This is a genomic window from Desulfoscipio sp. XC116 (assembly GCF_039851975.1).
In the GTDB taxonomy this organism is placed as follows: domain Bacteria; phylum Bacillota; class Desulfotomaculia; order Desulfotomaculales; family Desulfallaceae; genus Sporotomaculum.
Map to the genome: position 1 here is coordinate 2,522,118 of NZ_CP156660.1, position 16,645 is coordinate 2,538,762.

The window sequence follows — 16,645 nt, forward strand, 5'->3', positions numbered from 1 at the left end:
CAAACCATAAAAAAATGACCTGCGTTATAGAAATAATTAAAAGATGCCGCCGTTAAATTTACCAAAAAGTTACATAGATAATGCTGTCACTAATTACAATTTGCATGTGTTATAATTACGTTATTATTTTTAAAAATTTAACGCCAAGGAGGTGGATTTTCCGCTTATCAATCAATCAATAAAGGAGGCTGTTATTCTTGTTCATTAACAAAATGCGCCGGGTAACCGTTTTAGCCGTGCTATTGTTATTTACATTATGTTCCGCCGCCTATGCCGCCACCAGCACGGATTTACTGGATGTATTGCCGGGGGAGCAGGGCGATGTATTAACCAGATCCGAATTCTGTGCCATGCTGGTTAAATCAGCCGGCTTACAACCAACCGACAAGGCGGCCCAGCTGCCCGGCGATGTAAAAGCTGACGCCTGGTATGCCGACGATATCCAGATACTGATATCTGCAAACATTTTAAGAAATTCCGCAGACAATACGGTTAAGCCCGACCGGCCCATCACCCAAGCGGAGGCTGTGGCATTAATTGCCAGAACACTGGGTCTGCCCCAAATAGCGGCCCCGGAGATAGACCAGTTAGCCGTTTCCAACAACCACTGGGCATTTAATGACTATAGCTGGATGGTCAGTGAAGACCTGATAAACCAGGTGGATCCTCAAAAAGTTTTGACCCCGCAAGACGGTGCCGATCTGCTCATCCATGTATTTGGCACAGCGGAGCAGTGCAAAGAGATCATCGACAAAATGGAAGCAGCCAATAAAGACATTACCAGCATACGCATGACCGGGGAAATGGATATGCAAATGAATATGAGAGAGACTACGGAAATTGCAGACATGCCTTCCAGCATAAGCGCCAAAGCAAGTATGGAAACTGAATTGGTTATGGATAAGGGACTGCATATGATTGCGGAAACCTCTTTGCCGACCGGTGAAGACCAAGCACCGCAGTCCCTCACCATTGAACAGTACATGACCAATGACGGTATGTTTATGGGTATACCTGACCCGGAAACAAAAAAAGTTACCTGGGCTAAAATTCCCAGCGATGTATTACCCAATATGATGGAGTTAATAAAACAGCAAGCCAACCCTCTGCCTGATGAAATTAAAAATATGTTCCACTACAGGTATCTGGGTGAGGAAAAACTGGCCGACCGGAATGCATATAAACTGGCGTATTACGGAGAAATTAAAGATCTGACCAAAATGATGGCCGCCTTTGGCCAACTGGGTGGTCAATTACAACAAGTCCTCGAACAAAGCCAGGGAATTTTAGAATCAATTACCTACGTTGGCACCATGTATGTAGATAAAGAAACATATTTACCGTTAAGCACCAGTAATTATTCCGTAGTTACTTGCGCCAACGAGTTTCAGAACCAGCCAATGCCTATTGAAACCATGCGTATTGGTTATGATTTCACATTCAGTGACTACAATGCTTCAATGGACATAGTGCTGCCGAAAGAAGCCTTAAACGCTGAGGAAATATCATTGCCTGCTCCCAATGCCGACAGCGAAACCGTGCCAACAACACCCGAACAATAGACAAACCTAGTTTCAGATGGGGATTCTACCCCACCTGAAGTAAAAATAGGGACTCCCACTTATAGAAGTAAGGAAGTGGGAGTCTTGGAATTTGATTAATGTAACCGCACTCTTAACATTTAGTTATTCAACTTTCAACATCTCGACACCCGGCACCGATTACAACCTTTCAACACGCGGCACCGATGTGGCGCCGACGACACCCGGTACCATTAGCTTATTTCATTCAGAATGGCGGCTGCCGCGGCGGCCCGGTCCGCGGCGCCGGTCACCGGGCGGCCCACCACCAGGTGAGTAGCACCCGCATTGATGGCTTCTTCCGGGGTCATTACCCGTCGTTGATCGCCCAGCTGCGCTCCGGCAGGGCGTATGCCGGGCGTAATAATTTTGAAGTTTGGACCACAGGCATTGCGCACCAGCTCAATCTCCCGCGGTGAGCAAACCACCCCGTCCAAACCCGAATCCCGGGCCAGCAGCGCCCAGGCGCGTACCCGCTCCGCAATCTCCCCGGCAAAACCCATCTCCCGTTGATAGGTTTCCCGGTCAATGCTGGTGAGCACGGTCACCGCCACCACCAGCGGGGCCGGCATACCCAACCGGCGGGCCTCCTCCCGGGCGGATGCGCCCGCGGCCCGCAGCATGGCAGCGCCCCCCGCGGCATGCACATTGATAATGGAAGCCCCGGAGCGCACCAGCACTCTCGCGGCCCGCCCCACGGTGTTCGGTATATCATGCAGTTTTAAGTCCAGAAAAACTTGCGCCCCCGCAGCTACTATTTCTTGAACAATACCAGCCCCGGCCGCATAAAACAGTTCCATGCCCACTTTAAAAAATCCCACCTGCCCGGCCAGCTCGCCCACCAGCGCAAGCGCCTTTTCCCGGCTGTCCACGTCCAAAGCTACGATTAATTTATCCTTAGACAACTTTATATCACCCCTTATTTTTGCAACAAGCAAACCCCTGAAAGCCCGGTTAAAAGGTTACCAAAATATTTTACACATACAATATTGGTTATGTCTATTTTTAGCAATACCAAATCTACTTAGCACCACAGCGTAAAGTATAGTTCATTGAGGGAACTCGAGGAAATCAACGAGACGCCCCCGGCGTGCCTTTTAATTATCCCCGGTGTACCGCTGGGCCAATCCAACCAGTTCATTGATATCGGTAAAGCCATGCTCAACCATGTATTGCTCAATACCCTCCAGCACATCCAAAGTTGCACGGGGGTTGACAAAATTACCGGTGCCCACCGCTACCGCCGTGGCCCCGGCCAGGATAAATTCCAGGGCGTCCCGGGCCGTCATAATGCCCCCCATGCCCAGTATGGGCAAAGCCACCGCCCGGTACACCTGCCACACCGCCCGCACCGCCACCGGACGCACTGCCGGGCCGCTAAGCCCGCCGGTGACATTGCCCAGCGCCGGTTTACGCCTGCCCACATCAATGGACATGCCCAGCAAGGTATTAATCATGGACAGAGCATCCGCACCGGCCCCGGCCACCGCATAAGCCATAGCCGCCATATCCGATACATTGGGGGACAACTTAACAATTACGGGCAAACCGGCAGCCGATTTGACCGCACGGGTTACCTCGGCCGCCGTGCGGGGATCACTGCCGAACTGAATGCCACCCTTTTTAACGTTGGGACAGGATATATTAACCTCCAGACCCGCCACCCCGGGGACACCGTCCAAACGATGTGCCACCCGCGCATAGTCCTCAACCGTATCCCCGGCAATGTTCACTATCACCGGCACCCCCAGCCCGGCCAACCGGGGCATGATTTCCTCCGCCACCCGCTCCACGCCCGGGTTTTGGAGCCCAATTGCATTGAGCATGCCCGAAGGTGTTTCAACAATGCGCGGCGGCGGGTTACCCAAGCGCGGTTTAAGCGTGGTGCCCTTGACAGTTATCGCCCCCAGCCGCCGCAAATTAACGTACGCCTGATACTCCAAGCCGAAACCGAATGTCCCGGAAGCCGTGGTTACAGGATTTTTCATAATAACGCCGCCCAAGTTAACCGTCATATTCACCACCAGACCACCTCCCCCGCCGGAAAGACCGGGCCATCCACACAGGCATGCCGATACGTTTCCAACCCACCGGCATCCTTCACCCGGCAAACACAGGACAGGCAGGCACCCACGCCACAGGCCATTCTCTCCTCCAGCGACACCTCACCGGGCACTCCGGCATCATGCAGTATAGCACATAGCGCCCTTAACATGGGCGAAGGCCCGCAGGCATAAACGTAACCCGCTTCCCGCCTTAGTTCCTCCGCCAGCAAATCGGTAACCGGGCCCCGGCGCCCGACCGAACCGTCGTCCGTAGCCACCCTTATTGAGAAACCCAATTCTTCAGCGGCATCAAAAATCAGCAATTGATCGGCACAGCGTGCGCCAAGCAGCACCTTAACCCGCCGAATGCGGCCCATCCGGGCCATTTCCTGCAGCAAAAAATACAGCGGCGCGGCGCCAATACCACCACCCACCACTATAAAATTCGCGGGCGTATTCATAACCACAGCAGAATCATTCTGTGTAGACAATGTATCAACATTGCCATACTTTGCCCGCTCCCCAGTGAAAATAGTAAAGCCGTGACCAAGAGGGCCCATAATATCGATCAAGCCATTTTTACGACCGGCGAGCCGGGATGTTCCCTTGCCGACCACCTGAAACATTATTTTCACCCGACCGGTCTGCCGGTCCACGGCATGAATGCTGATAGGACGGCGCAGCAACGGATCGCTGCCCTCCCCGCAGCGGATATGCAAAAACTGCCCGGGCATGGCCGCCTGAGCCAGGGACGGAGCCAAAAATTCCATGACCCAAACACCGGGTATCCGTTCCCGACAGTCGGTTATCTCTGCCTGCACCAAACGGGACATAAAACGATCACCTCTTATGAATAATACTCCATAATTTTAGATTTTAGAATTTATTGTTCAATGACATGAAAGCAACCCTGCTAAACTATTGGCTCAAATTAAATCAATAGCTTTATTATCCCTTAAAGTTAATATTAATTTAATGAACTATTAACAGTATTATGTTATATTAATATTGAAAGGAGGTCTGCCGAATGTCGGATAAAGAGCACGCTATCAGCGCGTTAACTCAAATGATCCGTTCCAACAATGAAAAGGCTGAAAAGAACCTGGAACTTAGAGATTGGTTCAACAACCTGAACCGGGACCTGATGCAAGCGGTTGAATCCTTACGGAAAAGCGCTTAAAGCAGGTCTTTTTATTTTCCCTAAAAACTAACTTACGAGCAGCAGCCCGTTTATGATAAACCCCGCACGGAATGTTTATTCCCGTCCGGGGCTTAAGCTTTCCAATATCCCCGCACATCTTTTGACCGTCGTCGAACTTTATTTTTTTAGGTGTTATCGAACGCGGTTTTCAGCCTTTCAAACTTTTAAATTTCAACACCCGGCGACATATTCCTGCAGCGCTACCGATGGGAAATCCGAGCCTTCCTTAATATGGTCCCTTAACCTGTTCCAAAAGTAAAGCCAGGTTTTTTGCCCTGGTTTTTTAATAATGCAGGAAACAAGGTAAAAAAGGAGAAAAAATTTTAAATCAGGCTTTCATCAAAACAAAGGTTAATGCCGAGTTTATCTAACCTGTTTTAGAAAGAACAGCACAGTAATCATCCCCGCCGGAAAAGCCAACCATCCAAATAACGCACAGGGAGTGCTACGCACTCCCTGCTGTCGATCTGTTTTATTTTAAATTTAAAAAAATATGCAGGATTTAATACACAGAGATAGCAAATAAACGCTATTTCATCTATTTCTTCTATCCTCCATTTAGGAAGGAACATCTCCCCCTGGCGTTTAACTGCTGGTAAATTACTGCCGTAAAACAACTTATTATAAACCTACCCATTTTCATCGGTACTGTAATGGATATAGACCAATGACCCCCCTATTAAGCACGGCGGCGTGGAAATTTTCTCCGCGCCGCCGCAGGAGATGTCGGTAGGATAGCTGAAGTATGCTTCTTCCTCCGCCCAATTCGCAAGGTCGACCATGATCTCCATGAAAACCGTTTTAATTATTGCAGCCGTTTGTTTGCAAAATTAATTTATCCTCTGTCGAACGAGCACAGCCTTTTAACATTCACAGCAGCGGTTCCATTAGCGACCTGGAAATGCAAAACCCGTTAGTTTAATTTTTCTTTCAACTTTAAGACTGTTTGTTTGTCCAATCCGGTAATTTTAACTACGAATTCCACTTCAGCGCCTTCTTTTAACGCTGCTCTGGCTATTTCTTCCCTGCCTTCCTCCCTGCCTTCTTCCCTGATCCACTGTTCTATCTGGGTCATTTTCAACACCTCCAGAAGATGCCTTTTATATTCTTCCGATAAATGTTTATCGGTCACCACTATTATGCCGGACATGGCAAAAGTTCTTTGCTTTTCGTCTTTCAGCCGCCTGGCCAGTTCCAGAGATTGAACCGCTTGTTCTTCTATTGGGGACCTGCTTTTCATGAGGGGCAGAAAAACCAGCTTTATCAGGTCTTCATCATCCAGCGATTCACCGGCCTCGATTTTTTGCTGCAACCTTTTGTATTCCGCGTCACCGTCATAATCTTTCATGTATACGTTGGTTACCCTGTATAGTATGGAACCACAGTCCAGCAGTTCAGGGGCCTCTTGTATGTTGCCCGAGTATACGACGGCAGTGTTGATGATCCACGCCTGCTTTTCCCGGTTTGTTATTCTGGCATCATATAGCAGGAACCGTTTCATGTCTTTTTTGCTTACCGTGGTCTGGAATTCCAGGTGCAGCAACGTTTGGTCCTCTAACAGAAAGACTGTGTCGGTCCTGGTTTCCCTGGCTTCTATGGCGGGTAGTGCGGTGGGTGATAGTCCTACTATCCTGGCTGTCGGCAGCCCAAAGAAGGCCAGGGTTTTGTCTTTAAAGTTTTCAGCCATGCATTTCATTAAGATGTCGTTGCTGTTACGGGCTATTTCGGTGTCCATTTTATTTCACCTGCTTTTAATGCCATTATATCTTACCCGGTGAAGATTGGAAATAGGGCTTTTGCGTTGGTCATAGGCTAAGGATGGATTTATGTCTTTCACGTCTTTCAGCTTTTTCAATGAGCCATACCGCAAGGACTCTTCCGTAGCCGTAAGCGTTTTCCAAACCGTAGATCGGTGACAAATTAAGTCTTAAGGCTGCTTTATCAACCTTCTTTGCGGGTATTTCTTCCCGGCGGCCGTTGTATAGGTAGTAGTATTTGTTGCCGTCGGCTGCTTTTTTCATTAGCAGCCGGTCGGGTAAAATGCAGCCCCAAAATGTGTTTCATCCCCTCAATCACAAGATGAACCATGGGGTCAAAAACTGTGAAGGTTAAAGCGCCGGGGACGCAGAGCTTCCCGGCGCAGTTTTCACCGCCCCGCAACGCGAGTCGGGAATGATTTTAATCGGGGTCGGATTTGCGACAATGGGGTTAGAAGCGGTATTATGCTATGCAGATTGCTGCATTTGTCAAGAAACACACAGGGGTCATTGCTGACCCCTATGGCTTTTAATTTCAATCCACCTATTTCTTTTACAACAGTTTTCTCACTTTCAAAGACATTTCAGCGTTCAGTCCAAGAATGCCTGCCTCAGACATTTTTGCAATTTTTTTTAGCGTTTCAACTGCCTCCGCATATTTGTAACCGATATCCAATGCTTTTCCCGATGCCCAAATTCTTACACTGATATTATCGTGTTCCAACAGAACATCTAGCATTTGCTGGGCAACTTCTCGTTCCCGTTCCATCATTTTACTAATCTTAAAAAGTTTATTACTTGCTTTGTTTCCCGTTTTGTAATCGCCTTCATATGTCGCTTCACCTTGAATCACTGCATGTTTGACAAAGTCATCAATTAATACTTGGACATCCAGCTTTTTTGTCACAGAAAAACCTCCATTTCTACTTAACTCCAAATCTATTGAGTACATCTAGTCCGAATTTATACTGTTCTTCATAGCTCTTTCCAGCAAGCCAATCCCTCACTGTCTTGCCGTGAGCAAATTCAGGTTTTGAGGAATAATACCCGCTTATCTTCGCGTGTGTAGCTTTATCAACAGCAATAAGGTTATTTGTGTTATGAATCTGCGTTGGACTAAAGCCTGATTTATTTATTTGTGACTGCTCAACAATATGATGCCATTGCCTTCCTTCACCAGGGGAACCTAAAAACTTCTTCACATCATTAAACGTATTGAAGCCTTTACCAGTCTTCCCCGCGCCCTTAATAGCCCTCTTCAAAGTAGGCGAAGCCTTGGAAATCATGCTGAGTGCCTTGCCACCACTATTATAAGCCATCTCCAACAAATTACCCAGGTATTTGCCGTATTCGAAGACTGCTTCGTCCGTCGGTTTGCCGAACCAGACATGCTTAAAATGTTTAGTCAGGTAACTGACCGGTTCAGTGGCGGAGGCGCCGATGGCTTTCCCTAAATCGGTTAGGGATAATCTGCCGGACCGAATGGCGCTGCCGATTTCATATATTGCCACGGGTGACTTGATGATATCTTTAATACCCTGCCAGCCGGATGCCAGCACCCCTTTGCCCAGGTTATCCAGTTGCCTGAAGCCTAGGTTGCCGGAGGGGTCGATGTATTGCATGGGGTTGTTGTAGGCATAGGTGTACAGGTTCAGGGTCAGGGGGTTGCTTATGTCTCCTTCATAGGGATCCTTGTTGATGAAACGGCCGGTGACCGGGTCGTAATATCTGGCCCGGAGGTAATAGAATCCTGTTTCCGGGTCGTAGATTTCTCCCGCGTATTTGAATGAGTTGCTGATGTTCTCAACCTGGCTGAGGATGTTGCCCCATTCGTCGTAGCTATAGTTGTTGACTATGTTGCCGGCGGTGTCTGCTATTTGAATTACATCGCCATGGCCGTTGTATAGGTAGTAGTATTTGTTGCCGTCGGCTGCTTTTTTCATTAGCAGCCGGTCGGGTCCCCAGACGTAATTGGCGGTCAGGTTGTTGGAGGCGTCGGATTCGGCGACGACCTGGCCGGCGTTGTTGTAGTGATAACGAATGGTTTCCGACATGGTGACTTTTTTGGTCCTTAAGCCCGTCGGGCCGTATTGGAACGCCGCCGACGAGTTGGTTCCGGCCAGCACCATGGTCAGTTGATTCCATTCGTTAAAAGTGTAGTCAGTGTCTTCCGGGTTAACGGTTACCGCGCTGTTTTGGGCCGTTGCGCGGTTGCCGCGTACGTCGTAGGTATATTTGATTGTTTGGCCGTCCGGGCGGCGTATTTCTTTCAAACGGTCCAGTTTGTCGTAAATATAGCTTGTCGTTCCCGCTGCATCGGTTATTGCTGTGATGTTGCCGTTGCTGTCATAGGCATATTGGTATTCCGACAGCACTTGGGCGCCTTTGCTGTTGGTTATCTTTGTCAGACGGTTCAGACCGTTATAGTAGTAGCTGGTTTTTAAGTAAGTCCCGTCCTGCAGCTTCGGGTAAGTGACACTGCGCAGGGTGCCGTTTGGGTAGTATGCATATCTGGCGTTTGCTTCGTCCGAGGTGTTGATAGCGGCGCTGCCGTTGGTCTGCACTCTCACCGGACGGTTTTTGTCGTATCCGTATTGGGTGACGTGTGAAAAAGGGTCTTGGACGCCGATTTGCTTGCCTGCTTTGTCATAGACGTATGCGGTTTCGTGTGCGTATATTTCGTTGTAGAGTATGGAATAGCTTATTTGTCCTTTGGCGTTGTAGCCAAAACCCTGCAGGCGAATTAAGCCGACGTTGTTAAACTGTTCAATCCACGAGACGCCCAGCGGGTTGTAGTAGGTATAGGCAAAGGATAATGCCGGGCCGCTTTTGGTGATCTCGCGCTTTTGGGCGTCGTAGGTGTAGCGGAATGTGTTTTGGTTGGGATCCTTTCTTTGTTCCAGCAGCCCCAGGCCGTTGGGTACGTATTGTTCCGCCAGAGAGGTTGGGGTGATCTTCTTGGTTAGCCTAGCCAGTTCGTCGTATTCTCTGGCGGTAGTCCATGTCTTGGTTCCGTCGGTTTGTTTGACGCTTTTTAGTTCGTCCAGGACGGTATATGCGTATTCCGTGGTCTGGTTTAACGGGTCGGTTATTTGATATAGCCGGTCGAGTTGATCATAGGTGTATGTTGTTGTATCTCCGTTGGGGTTGGTATAGGTGCGCACATTACCCGCAATGTCGTAGGTGTAGCTTTCCGAGATGGCTCCCGTCGTATTGGGCCAGGTTTCGAAAGCACGCTGTGCTGTTACCTCTCCCCATTGGTCCAGATTGGTTTCTATTACGTTTTGTTTGCTGCCGGCGCCGTTGGCTATGAAATAGTCGGTATATTTCCGTGCGATCAAGTCATAGTCGGTCCGGTAGGTGTTGCCAAAGGGGTCTACTGTGATATAGTGTTCTCCCCATGGGTTATAGGCATAGGTGCTGCTGTTCCCTTCGGCGTCTACAAAGTAGTTGGGGCGGGCCAGGCTATCGAAATGGTACTGGCTTTGTGGCACCCATACCTCCGATACCCACAATGTCTGAAGGCGCAGGTTGCCGAATCCATCGTAGAAGCTGTGACGTGCATCATAATAGTATTCCTCCCCGGTGGCCGGATCTTTATAGTAAGTATAGGAGAATACCGCTGTGGTATACAGGTTCTGGTTAAAGGCGTCAAAGCTATTGGTAGTGCCATTATAGTATTCAAAGTTCTGTTCTACTTCAAACTCGTCTCCATCAACAGTAGTGTAATTCGGTAATTTAACGGATGTTATCCGGGCCAGATTGTCGTAGGTATAGGTGGTGGTGTTGCCATCGTTGTCTGTTTCGGTTTCAAGCAGCCCCAACAGCAAGGCATAGGTTTTGGTTGTTTTTGTTTCTTTGCTGCTTCCGTTTGCACCGGTGTAATATTCTTTGATGATAGTGGGGTAGGCATAATTGGTTTCGGGCCCGTATATTTTGATTGTCCTGGCTGTCTTGCCGTTTTCCAGACCTTTGGTGATGGTTACTTGTTCTCCGCCAGCGGTATTGGCATATGCGTAATTGGTGGTTTCACCTTTCGGGTTGGTTGCGGTCTCAATTCTCCCCAGGCTGTCATAAGCGTACTGTTCCATTAACCTGGTTGAATTGTTTTGGTACCATTTCCTTTCCGTCAGGGCTTTATATGTCGGGTGATACTGATAAGTGGTGGTGTATAAAGCCTTAACCGAAGTGTTGTTCAGCTGCTCCAGGGTCAGGGGTTTGGTTTCGCTACTTAGCCCGCCCCATTCGTTATATATTTGGTCGATATAGAGTTTATTGGCAGTTCCCCCGCTGGAGTACTCGGCAATTTCCGTTCTTGTCGGTTTAAATTTAAAATTCGCATCGAAAGATTGATGGGAGATGATTTTCTTTTCTCCGTTGTTTGCAGTTATTTCCGTGTTAATTTGCTGTTTTTTTCCGTTAAACACAGTTTTGCTTTTTAGACCGGTATCAGCAACGGTGGCTTCGGAGCTAAATCGGTAGCTTTCGGGTAATTCTTCATCCATGTCATAATCCGGATATCCGGTATAATCGTTAACATATTGATAATTAATCCGGTTAATATAGCTGTTTTCGGGCACATATAACGTTTGGGTAGTAGGATCGTAGCAGTATTCTTGATCGTATCGCGATCCCACCCGGTACCCTTGATAGGCGCCATCAGGGCCCAGGTTTCGCAGTACCAGCTCTTGATTAACATATGTGCTTTTTAGGTGCGGATACCATATATTGCTTAGCCAAGCAACGTGTGTAGAGGCCGTGGCTCCGGATAAGTTTTTGCTATTATATAAAAATTTTGTTTCGAGAAAATCATAGGCATAGCTGGTTTGGAATCCTTCCGGGTCTGTGTAACCGCTGAGTCTGACGTCGCGCCAGGCTAAATTACCGTCATGAATAATATCTATCCCTGCCTTATTATATTGAATAGACAGGCTTTTACTATTGAACGGGTCCTGTACCGTAACGAAGATTTTTTCGGACGTGCTGTTTTCAATGGTGTTTTCATATGTGAAATTAATGGTTCTGCCGATACTGTCTATAATTTGTGCAATAAATGGATAATTGTCGCCATTTATTGCGCGGTTGATATGGGTGAATCTGATCTCATTGCCAAACCGGTCTTTGACTCCGATTAGTCTGCCGTCTGAGGCAAAATATGTTTCTCGCCGGTCTGAGCCGATAAAGATATATTTGGAAGATACTTGACCGTTGCTGTAGGAATTGTTGTCGTCTTCAATAAACTCAACGTCTTTGCCCTGGTAGTTCTCCAGGTTGCTGTCCGTTGTATCCAGGGTAATGTGAGCCCGGTAGACGGCTCCTGTTCCATCATGGAAGAATAGTTCCTTTATTCCGTTATTGTCTTCGATTTCCACGGACGGAAACGCCAGCGACCAACCGGCCCCCAAATCATATCTGGATCTCAGATAATTATACTTGTCAGGGTAATTACTGGTGGTAACGGTATAGTAGGTGCAATAAGTTTGTATCAGATCGTAATAAAGTGTATAGCTATAATAAATGTTATACGGATCAGACGTATCGTTTAGCCAGCGTTCCCCTTCGGCAATAGCTGCAAAATTATTGCTATAGGGACCGCTTGTTTTAGTCCACCATTTGCCGGAGGTTAAATTATAGGTTAAAATATCCACATAAAAATAATAATCGTAGTCTACCCCATAGCCGGTCGTTGATGTTACGCTTACTCGTTTGGTTCCAATTTCAGCCTGGGAAGAGTTGTAGATGCGCGCAATGGAGAGATCCAATCCGTCCTTGCCGGGCAAGCTTATATCCGTTTCTTTAATGGTCAACGAACCGGTCATCGGGTCAATAATTTCTTTTGTTTCATTACGGTCCGCCATTGCTTGCTTTTTTACTTCGTTAACTTGTTGCGGTGTTATCAGCCCGTTAATAACTCCTTGCAATTGCTCAATATTTACATCGGCGTATGCTGCTTTAATGGGAACCATGAAAATTAGCATGCTAAGTAGAATGGTTCTTATATATTTTAAAATTAATTGATTGGTCAAATTAACCCGACCTCCTTACCTGTGTCTTTCTTCCTGATATCCTTTTATCAATTCTTTTACCGGGATATCGGTTTTTTGGGAAAGCATTTCCATCTTTTGAATTATTTCATCGGAAATTTCTTCCGTGTCTTGCTGGGTGAGGCCATACTTATCTATTTTTTCTTTGGAAACATTCGTTACGGGCTTTTGATTCTTGATGATATTTGTTAGTCCGCCTTCCCCATCTTGCTCGTACGTTTTAATCAATTCTTGCATTGTCGGCGCAATATGCTTATCGTACATGGCCATTAAGGTAAATTGTTCTTCCAGGGATAATCCCCGGGCTTGCAATTGCTCATATTCTTCCGGGTGCTTTTCTTTAAGCTTGGCTAAATATTTTTCCGCTCTTTCCATAAGCAGGCTTTTTTCTACTTGCTCCCAACTTTGGTTTTTCCCTTTTTTCAGCGCTAATAGTTTTTGCGGGTCTTCATCAAGCCTGTTGGCTAATTCGTCTAATTTGAAAATATCCGCTATTGAATGACCTTCCTTTATTAGTTCTTCCATTTCATCTTTCCCAATATGGTACTTGTCATTTTTGAAAGCATCTCCCTCTTCCAAGGATACTCTTTCCCCCTGATAGATCATTCCCTCGTTATCATTGTTTTCCACAATAATAGCCTCAGGAGGATCAATATTTAAATTAGCACTGTGGGCCAAAGAATTGTTAGTCGGCCGATTATCGAAGGCGCTCTCTAAAAATTGGGCGTCTGATTGAGCATTGGATAGATCTTTTTTATCCGTAGATTTACCAATGGTCTGTTCCATATGTTGCTGGTTAACAAACCAGTCTTTTATCTGCATAGGATCACCGGCAAACCCTGTGGATATAAAACCTGCTCCCGATAGTAAAAAACTTACGCATAAAATAACGGCTATTGTTTTTTTATTCTTCATTCTTTATTCCTCCTCGCAAGGTATGATACAGCAAAGATAACCTTTATGTTATTGTATCAGCATCCGGCGGATTAAATTTCCATTGTTATCATATTGGTAGTCGATGGTTTGTCCCACTGGCGTAATAATATAATCCAAACAGTTGTTATCGTCATATTGATACTGATGCAAATCGGATAACTCAAGACCAAATTCTTGAACAATATTTAAATGTCCACTGACGCCAGAACCGCCGATGGCGTATATTTTTCCATTAACCGACGTCGCCGCCAAGTCCCCCCTCGGTATAAGCATACTTGCTTTTGCCGTCCAGGTATTTGCGGCCGGATCATATTCCTCCACTGTATTTAGACGCCCGCCGCCATAACCGCCGATGGCATATATCTTCCCGCTTACCACCGCCGTGGCCAGTGCTGTTCTTGGGTTGTACATGCTCGCTTTGATAGTCCAGGTATCTGTGGCGGGGTTATATTCTTCCACTGTATTTAAACGCCCGCTGCTGCCAGAACCGCCTATAACGTAAATCTTTCCGTTTACTGCTGCCGCTGTTAAATGACTTTTCGTTGCAGGCATATTTGCCTTTGCTGTCCAGGTGTCTGTGGCGGGGTCATATTCTTCCACCGTGTTTAAAAAACTCCCGTCAAAACCAACACCGCCCATGACATAGATCTTTCCATTTACAGCCGCCGCCGCAAGATACGCTCTTGGCGTTGGCATGTTTGTTTTTAAGCTCCAGGTATTCGTGGCGGGGTTATATTGCTGAACATTACTGTATACAGATCCGTCGGCGGCGCCGCCGATAGCGTAGATCTTACCGTTTACTGCCGCCGTGGCCAGTGCTTCTATGGGTATCGGCATGTTCGCTTTGGTTGTCCAGGTATCTGCCGCGGGGTCGTACGCTTCTACTCTGTTGCATATCCCGCCGCTGTCGGAACCGCCTATGGCGTAGATTTTTTGATTTGCTTCTACCGCCGCCAGGCTGTGTCTTGCTGTGGGCATACCGCTCCTGGCGGCCCAAATCTCTCCGGAATACAAGCTGTACCCGCCGTCGTCCCGCATTGTTTCATTGGTTAAAGAGGTTATGTTTGTGTCGTACACTGATTCGGCGACGGAAAGATCGTTATGCGATGCATACACCGACTCACTGACTGAAAGAGACCGAGCGTTTTTACTTATCAATTCGCCGCTTTGCGATACGGGGTGCGATACGCCGCCGCCGCAGTTGATTTTGTTCCCGTTGGTTATTTGTTTAGCCAGATCGGGCAGTTTATTGGAGGTCCGGATAATGGTTTGTTTTATTGCCCGGGCGTTTGTGTTTTGATGTGCGCCCAGGATCAGCGCGGCTTCGCCCGCCACAAAGGCGGCCGACTGGGAGGTGCCGCTGCTTTTGTTATATCTGTCGCCGGGGGTGCTGCTGATGATGTTTTCGCCGGGTGCAGCCACATTTGCGTTTGTGACGCCGTAATTGGAATAACCGGATAACCGACCCCATTTGTTGATGGAAGCCACGGTGATGATGTTATCGTAGCCGTATGAGGCGGGATAAACGGGGCTGATGTCAATATCCGTGTGGCTGTTGCCCGCCGCGCACACAAAGAGCATGGCTGATTTTTCGATGGCTTCCGCCAGGGCGGGGTTGTCAAAGGCTGTCTCCCAACTGCAGTTGGCTATTTGAGCGCCGTTTCTTTCGGCATAGGCAATAGCTTCGATGATGTCGCTGGTGTAGGCGGTGCCGTTTTGAAATACTTTCAGCGGCATGATTTTGGCTTTGGGTGCGACTTCAGCTATAATGCCCGCGATGTGGCTGCCGTGCCACTCGTCGTATTCCCGGCCGGCTTGGTGTACCGCACTGTTATTGCCGCTGAAATTCCAGCCGTTAATGTCGTCAACGTAGCCGTTATTGTCGTCGTCAATGCCGTTGTCCTCTGTTTCAGCGTTGTTTTCCCAAATCTTATGGGCCAGATCCCGGTGGGTGATGTCTATGCCTGTATCCAATACAGCAATTACGGTTCCTTCTCCGCGGGATTTTTCCCAGGCGGCTTTTAAGTTGACATCGGCCAGGTCAACAGGTGTGCCGACGTCGTATAGGTTTTGCGGCGTTTCTTCTCTGGGCTGGTGAGTGTTAAGCCACTGCTCTACCATGGGGTCGTCAGAGGAAAGTCCTTGCAAATATTCCGGCAGTTGTCCTATTTGTTTGTCTGTACTTTCATTTAAAGGTTCCGCCATTGTTTTGGTGATATTTTGCCCTGCTTGCCGTGCAGTTGTTTCCGCAGCCAGCGATGCTGCGGTTAGTTGATAATCGGGCTGGATATATTCGATCTCGCCGTCTGTATTTTGGCTGTTTATTTTGGCTGTAAAGTCTTCTGATTTCATTTTCGTTCTTGTCGTTACAACACTAAAATTTTTAAAACGATGGTATTTAAAATTTCTTATCTGTTTTAAATCCCCGCTTATGGAATTAGCAAGGGTGCTTTTGCTTTGATAATTTTTAAATTTAATGATAAAACGATCGGTTTTAGCATCACATAAATTATCAAGCAATATTGGCGCGTAAATCTCTTCGACAACACTTTGATTTTGCGGATCTCCGGGCTCTGAATTGCCGTTTTGCATGCCCGGACCGGAATAGACGTCTTCCACCGTGCTTGCAGCTTTGGCTGCGGTTGATGCTGCTCCACCATAAGGCTTGGCATTGACCGATAACGGCGATTGCATTGTTGCAAGAGCCAGAGACAACGCCAAAAACATTGCTATAAATGCTTTCAATCGGCCTTTTTTCAATTTTATACCCCCTTATATAAGATTTTTTATATTTAATAAGCCCTGCATTGCGAAATGAATCGTAATGCAGGGCTTTTATTGTTCCCAGCATATACTATCCTTTCCTCAACGGGAGGCAGCCGTTTCCAGCTTGCACACTACCGGTCAGGTTACTATAGCTCGGCCACAGGTAAAATAAACTTTAGATATTGTTATATGTTAGAACAACCTAAACATTTAAGCTCGAAGAATCCATATTTTTAGTATACCGTACCACTATAGGAAAAATATGTCGATATTTGCGCATTTTAACATATTTTTTTAAAAACACAGAAAAATTTAT

11 protein-coding genes are annotated in these 16,645 nt (G+C 47.2%); 2 read left to right on the plus strand and 9 right to left on the minus strand.

From position 1 onward, the window contains the following. Positions 1-197 precede the first annotated feature (197 nt). A complete protein-coding gene (locus tag ABDB91_RS12120; RefSeq protein ID WP_347487975.1) occupies positions 198-1,562 on the plus strand; it encodes an S-layer homology domain-containing protein in 1,365 nt (454 codons plus the stop codon). Positions 1,563-1,774: 212 nt separating this feature from the next. Here ABDB91_RS12120 and pyrF read toward each other — a convergent pair whose 3' ends face one another. From pyrF to ABDB91_RS12135, 3 genes are all read right to left on the minus strand, one after another. Beyond that, positions 1,775-2,485, minus strand: a complete 711-nt coding sequence (pyrF, locus tag ABDB91_RS12125) for an orotidine-5'-phosphate decarboxylase (RefSeq protein WP_347487976.1) — start codon at positions 2,483-2,485, stop codon at positions 1,775-1,777. A gap of 192 nt (positions 2,486-2,677) precedes the next feature. Continuing rightward, positions 2,678-3,607, minus strand: a complete 930-nt coding sequence (locus ABDB91_RS12130) for a dihydroorotate dehydrogenase (RefSeq protein WP_347491595.1) — start codon at positions 3,605-3,607, stop codon at positions 2,678-2,680. Beyond that, on the minus strand, positions 3,598-4,458 hold the full coding sequence (locus ABDB91_RS12135; protein ID WP_347487977.1) for a dihydroorotate dehydrogenase electron transfer subunit: 861 nt from the start codon (positions 4,456-4,458) through the stop codon (positions 3,598-3,600). Before ABDB91_RS12135 ends, ABDB91_RS12130 begins: the two co-directional genes overlap by 10 nt. Before the next feature lie 194 nt (positions 4,459-4,652). On the opposite strand from ABDB91_RS12135, the gene ABDB91_RS12140 reads away from it, so the two are divergent. Further along, positions 4,653-4,805: a peptidase gene (locus ABDB91_RS12140; protein WP_347487978.1), complete on the plus strand. Its 153-nt coding sequence runs from the start codon at positions 4,653-4,655 to the stop codon at positions 4,803-4,805. 934 nt (positions 4,806-5,739) lie between these two features. Here ABDB91_RS12140 and ABDB91_RS12145 read toward each other — a convergent pair. The 6 genes from ABDB91_RS12145 to ABDB91_RS12170 form a co-directional block, all read right to left on the minus strand. Continuing rightward, the gene (locus tag ABDB91_RS12145) at positions 5,740-6,561 is read right to left on the minus strand and encodes a hypothetical protein (protein WP_347487979.1); all 822 of its coding nucleotides are present in this window, start codon (positions 6,559-6,561) and stop codon (positions 5,740-5,742) included. A 70-nt stretch (positions 6,562-6,631) separates the two neighbouring features. Next, positions 6,632-6,847, minus strand: a complete 216-nt coding sequence (locus ABDB91_RS12150; RefSeq protein WP_347487980.1) for a hypothetical protein — start codon at positions 6,845-6,847, stop codon at positions 6,632-6,634. Between the two features lie 289 nt (positions 6,848-7,136). After that, the gene (locus tag ABDB91_RS12155) at positions 7,137-7,490 is read right to left on the minus strand and encodes a DUF2019 domain-containing protein (protein WP_347487981.1); all 354 of its coding nucleotides are present in this window, start codon (positions 7,488-7,490) and stop codon (positions 7,137-7,139) included. 16 nt (positions 7,491-7,506) lie between these two features. Further along, positions 7,507-12,609, minus strand: a complete 5,103-nt coding sequence (locus ABDB91_RS12160; protein ID WP_347487982.1) for an RHS repeat-associated core domain-containing protein — start codon at positions 12,607-12,609, stop codon at positions 7,507-7,509. 15 nt (positions 12,610-12,624) lie between these two features. Beyond that, entirely contained in the window at positions 12,625-13,542 is a 918-nt protein-coding gene (locus tag ABDB91_RS12165; protein ID WP_347487983.1) for a hypothetical protein, read from the minus strand. Between the two features lie 48 nt (positions 13,543-13,590). Beyond that, on the minus strand, positions 13,591-16,323 hold the full coding sequence (locus tag ABDB91_RS12170) for a S8 family serine peptidase (protein ID WP_347487984.1): 2,733 nt from the start codon (positions 16,321-16,323) through the stop codon (positions 13,591-13,593). Positions 16,324-16,645 lie beyond the last annotated feature (322 nt).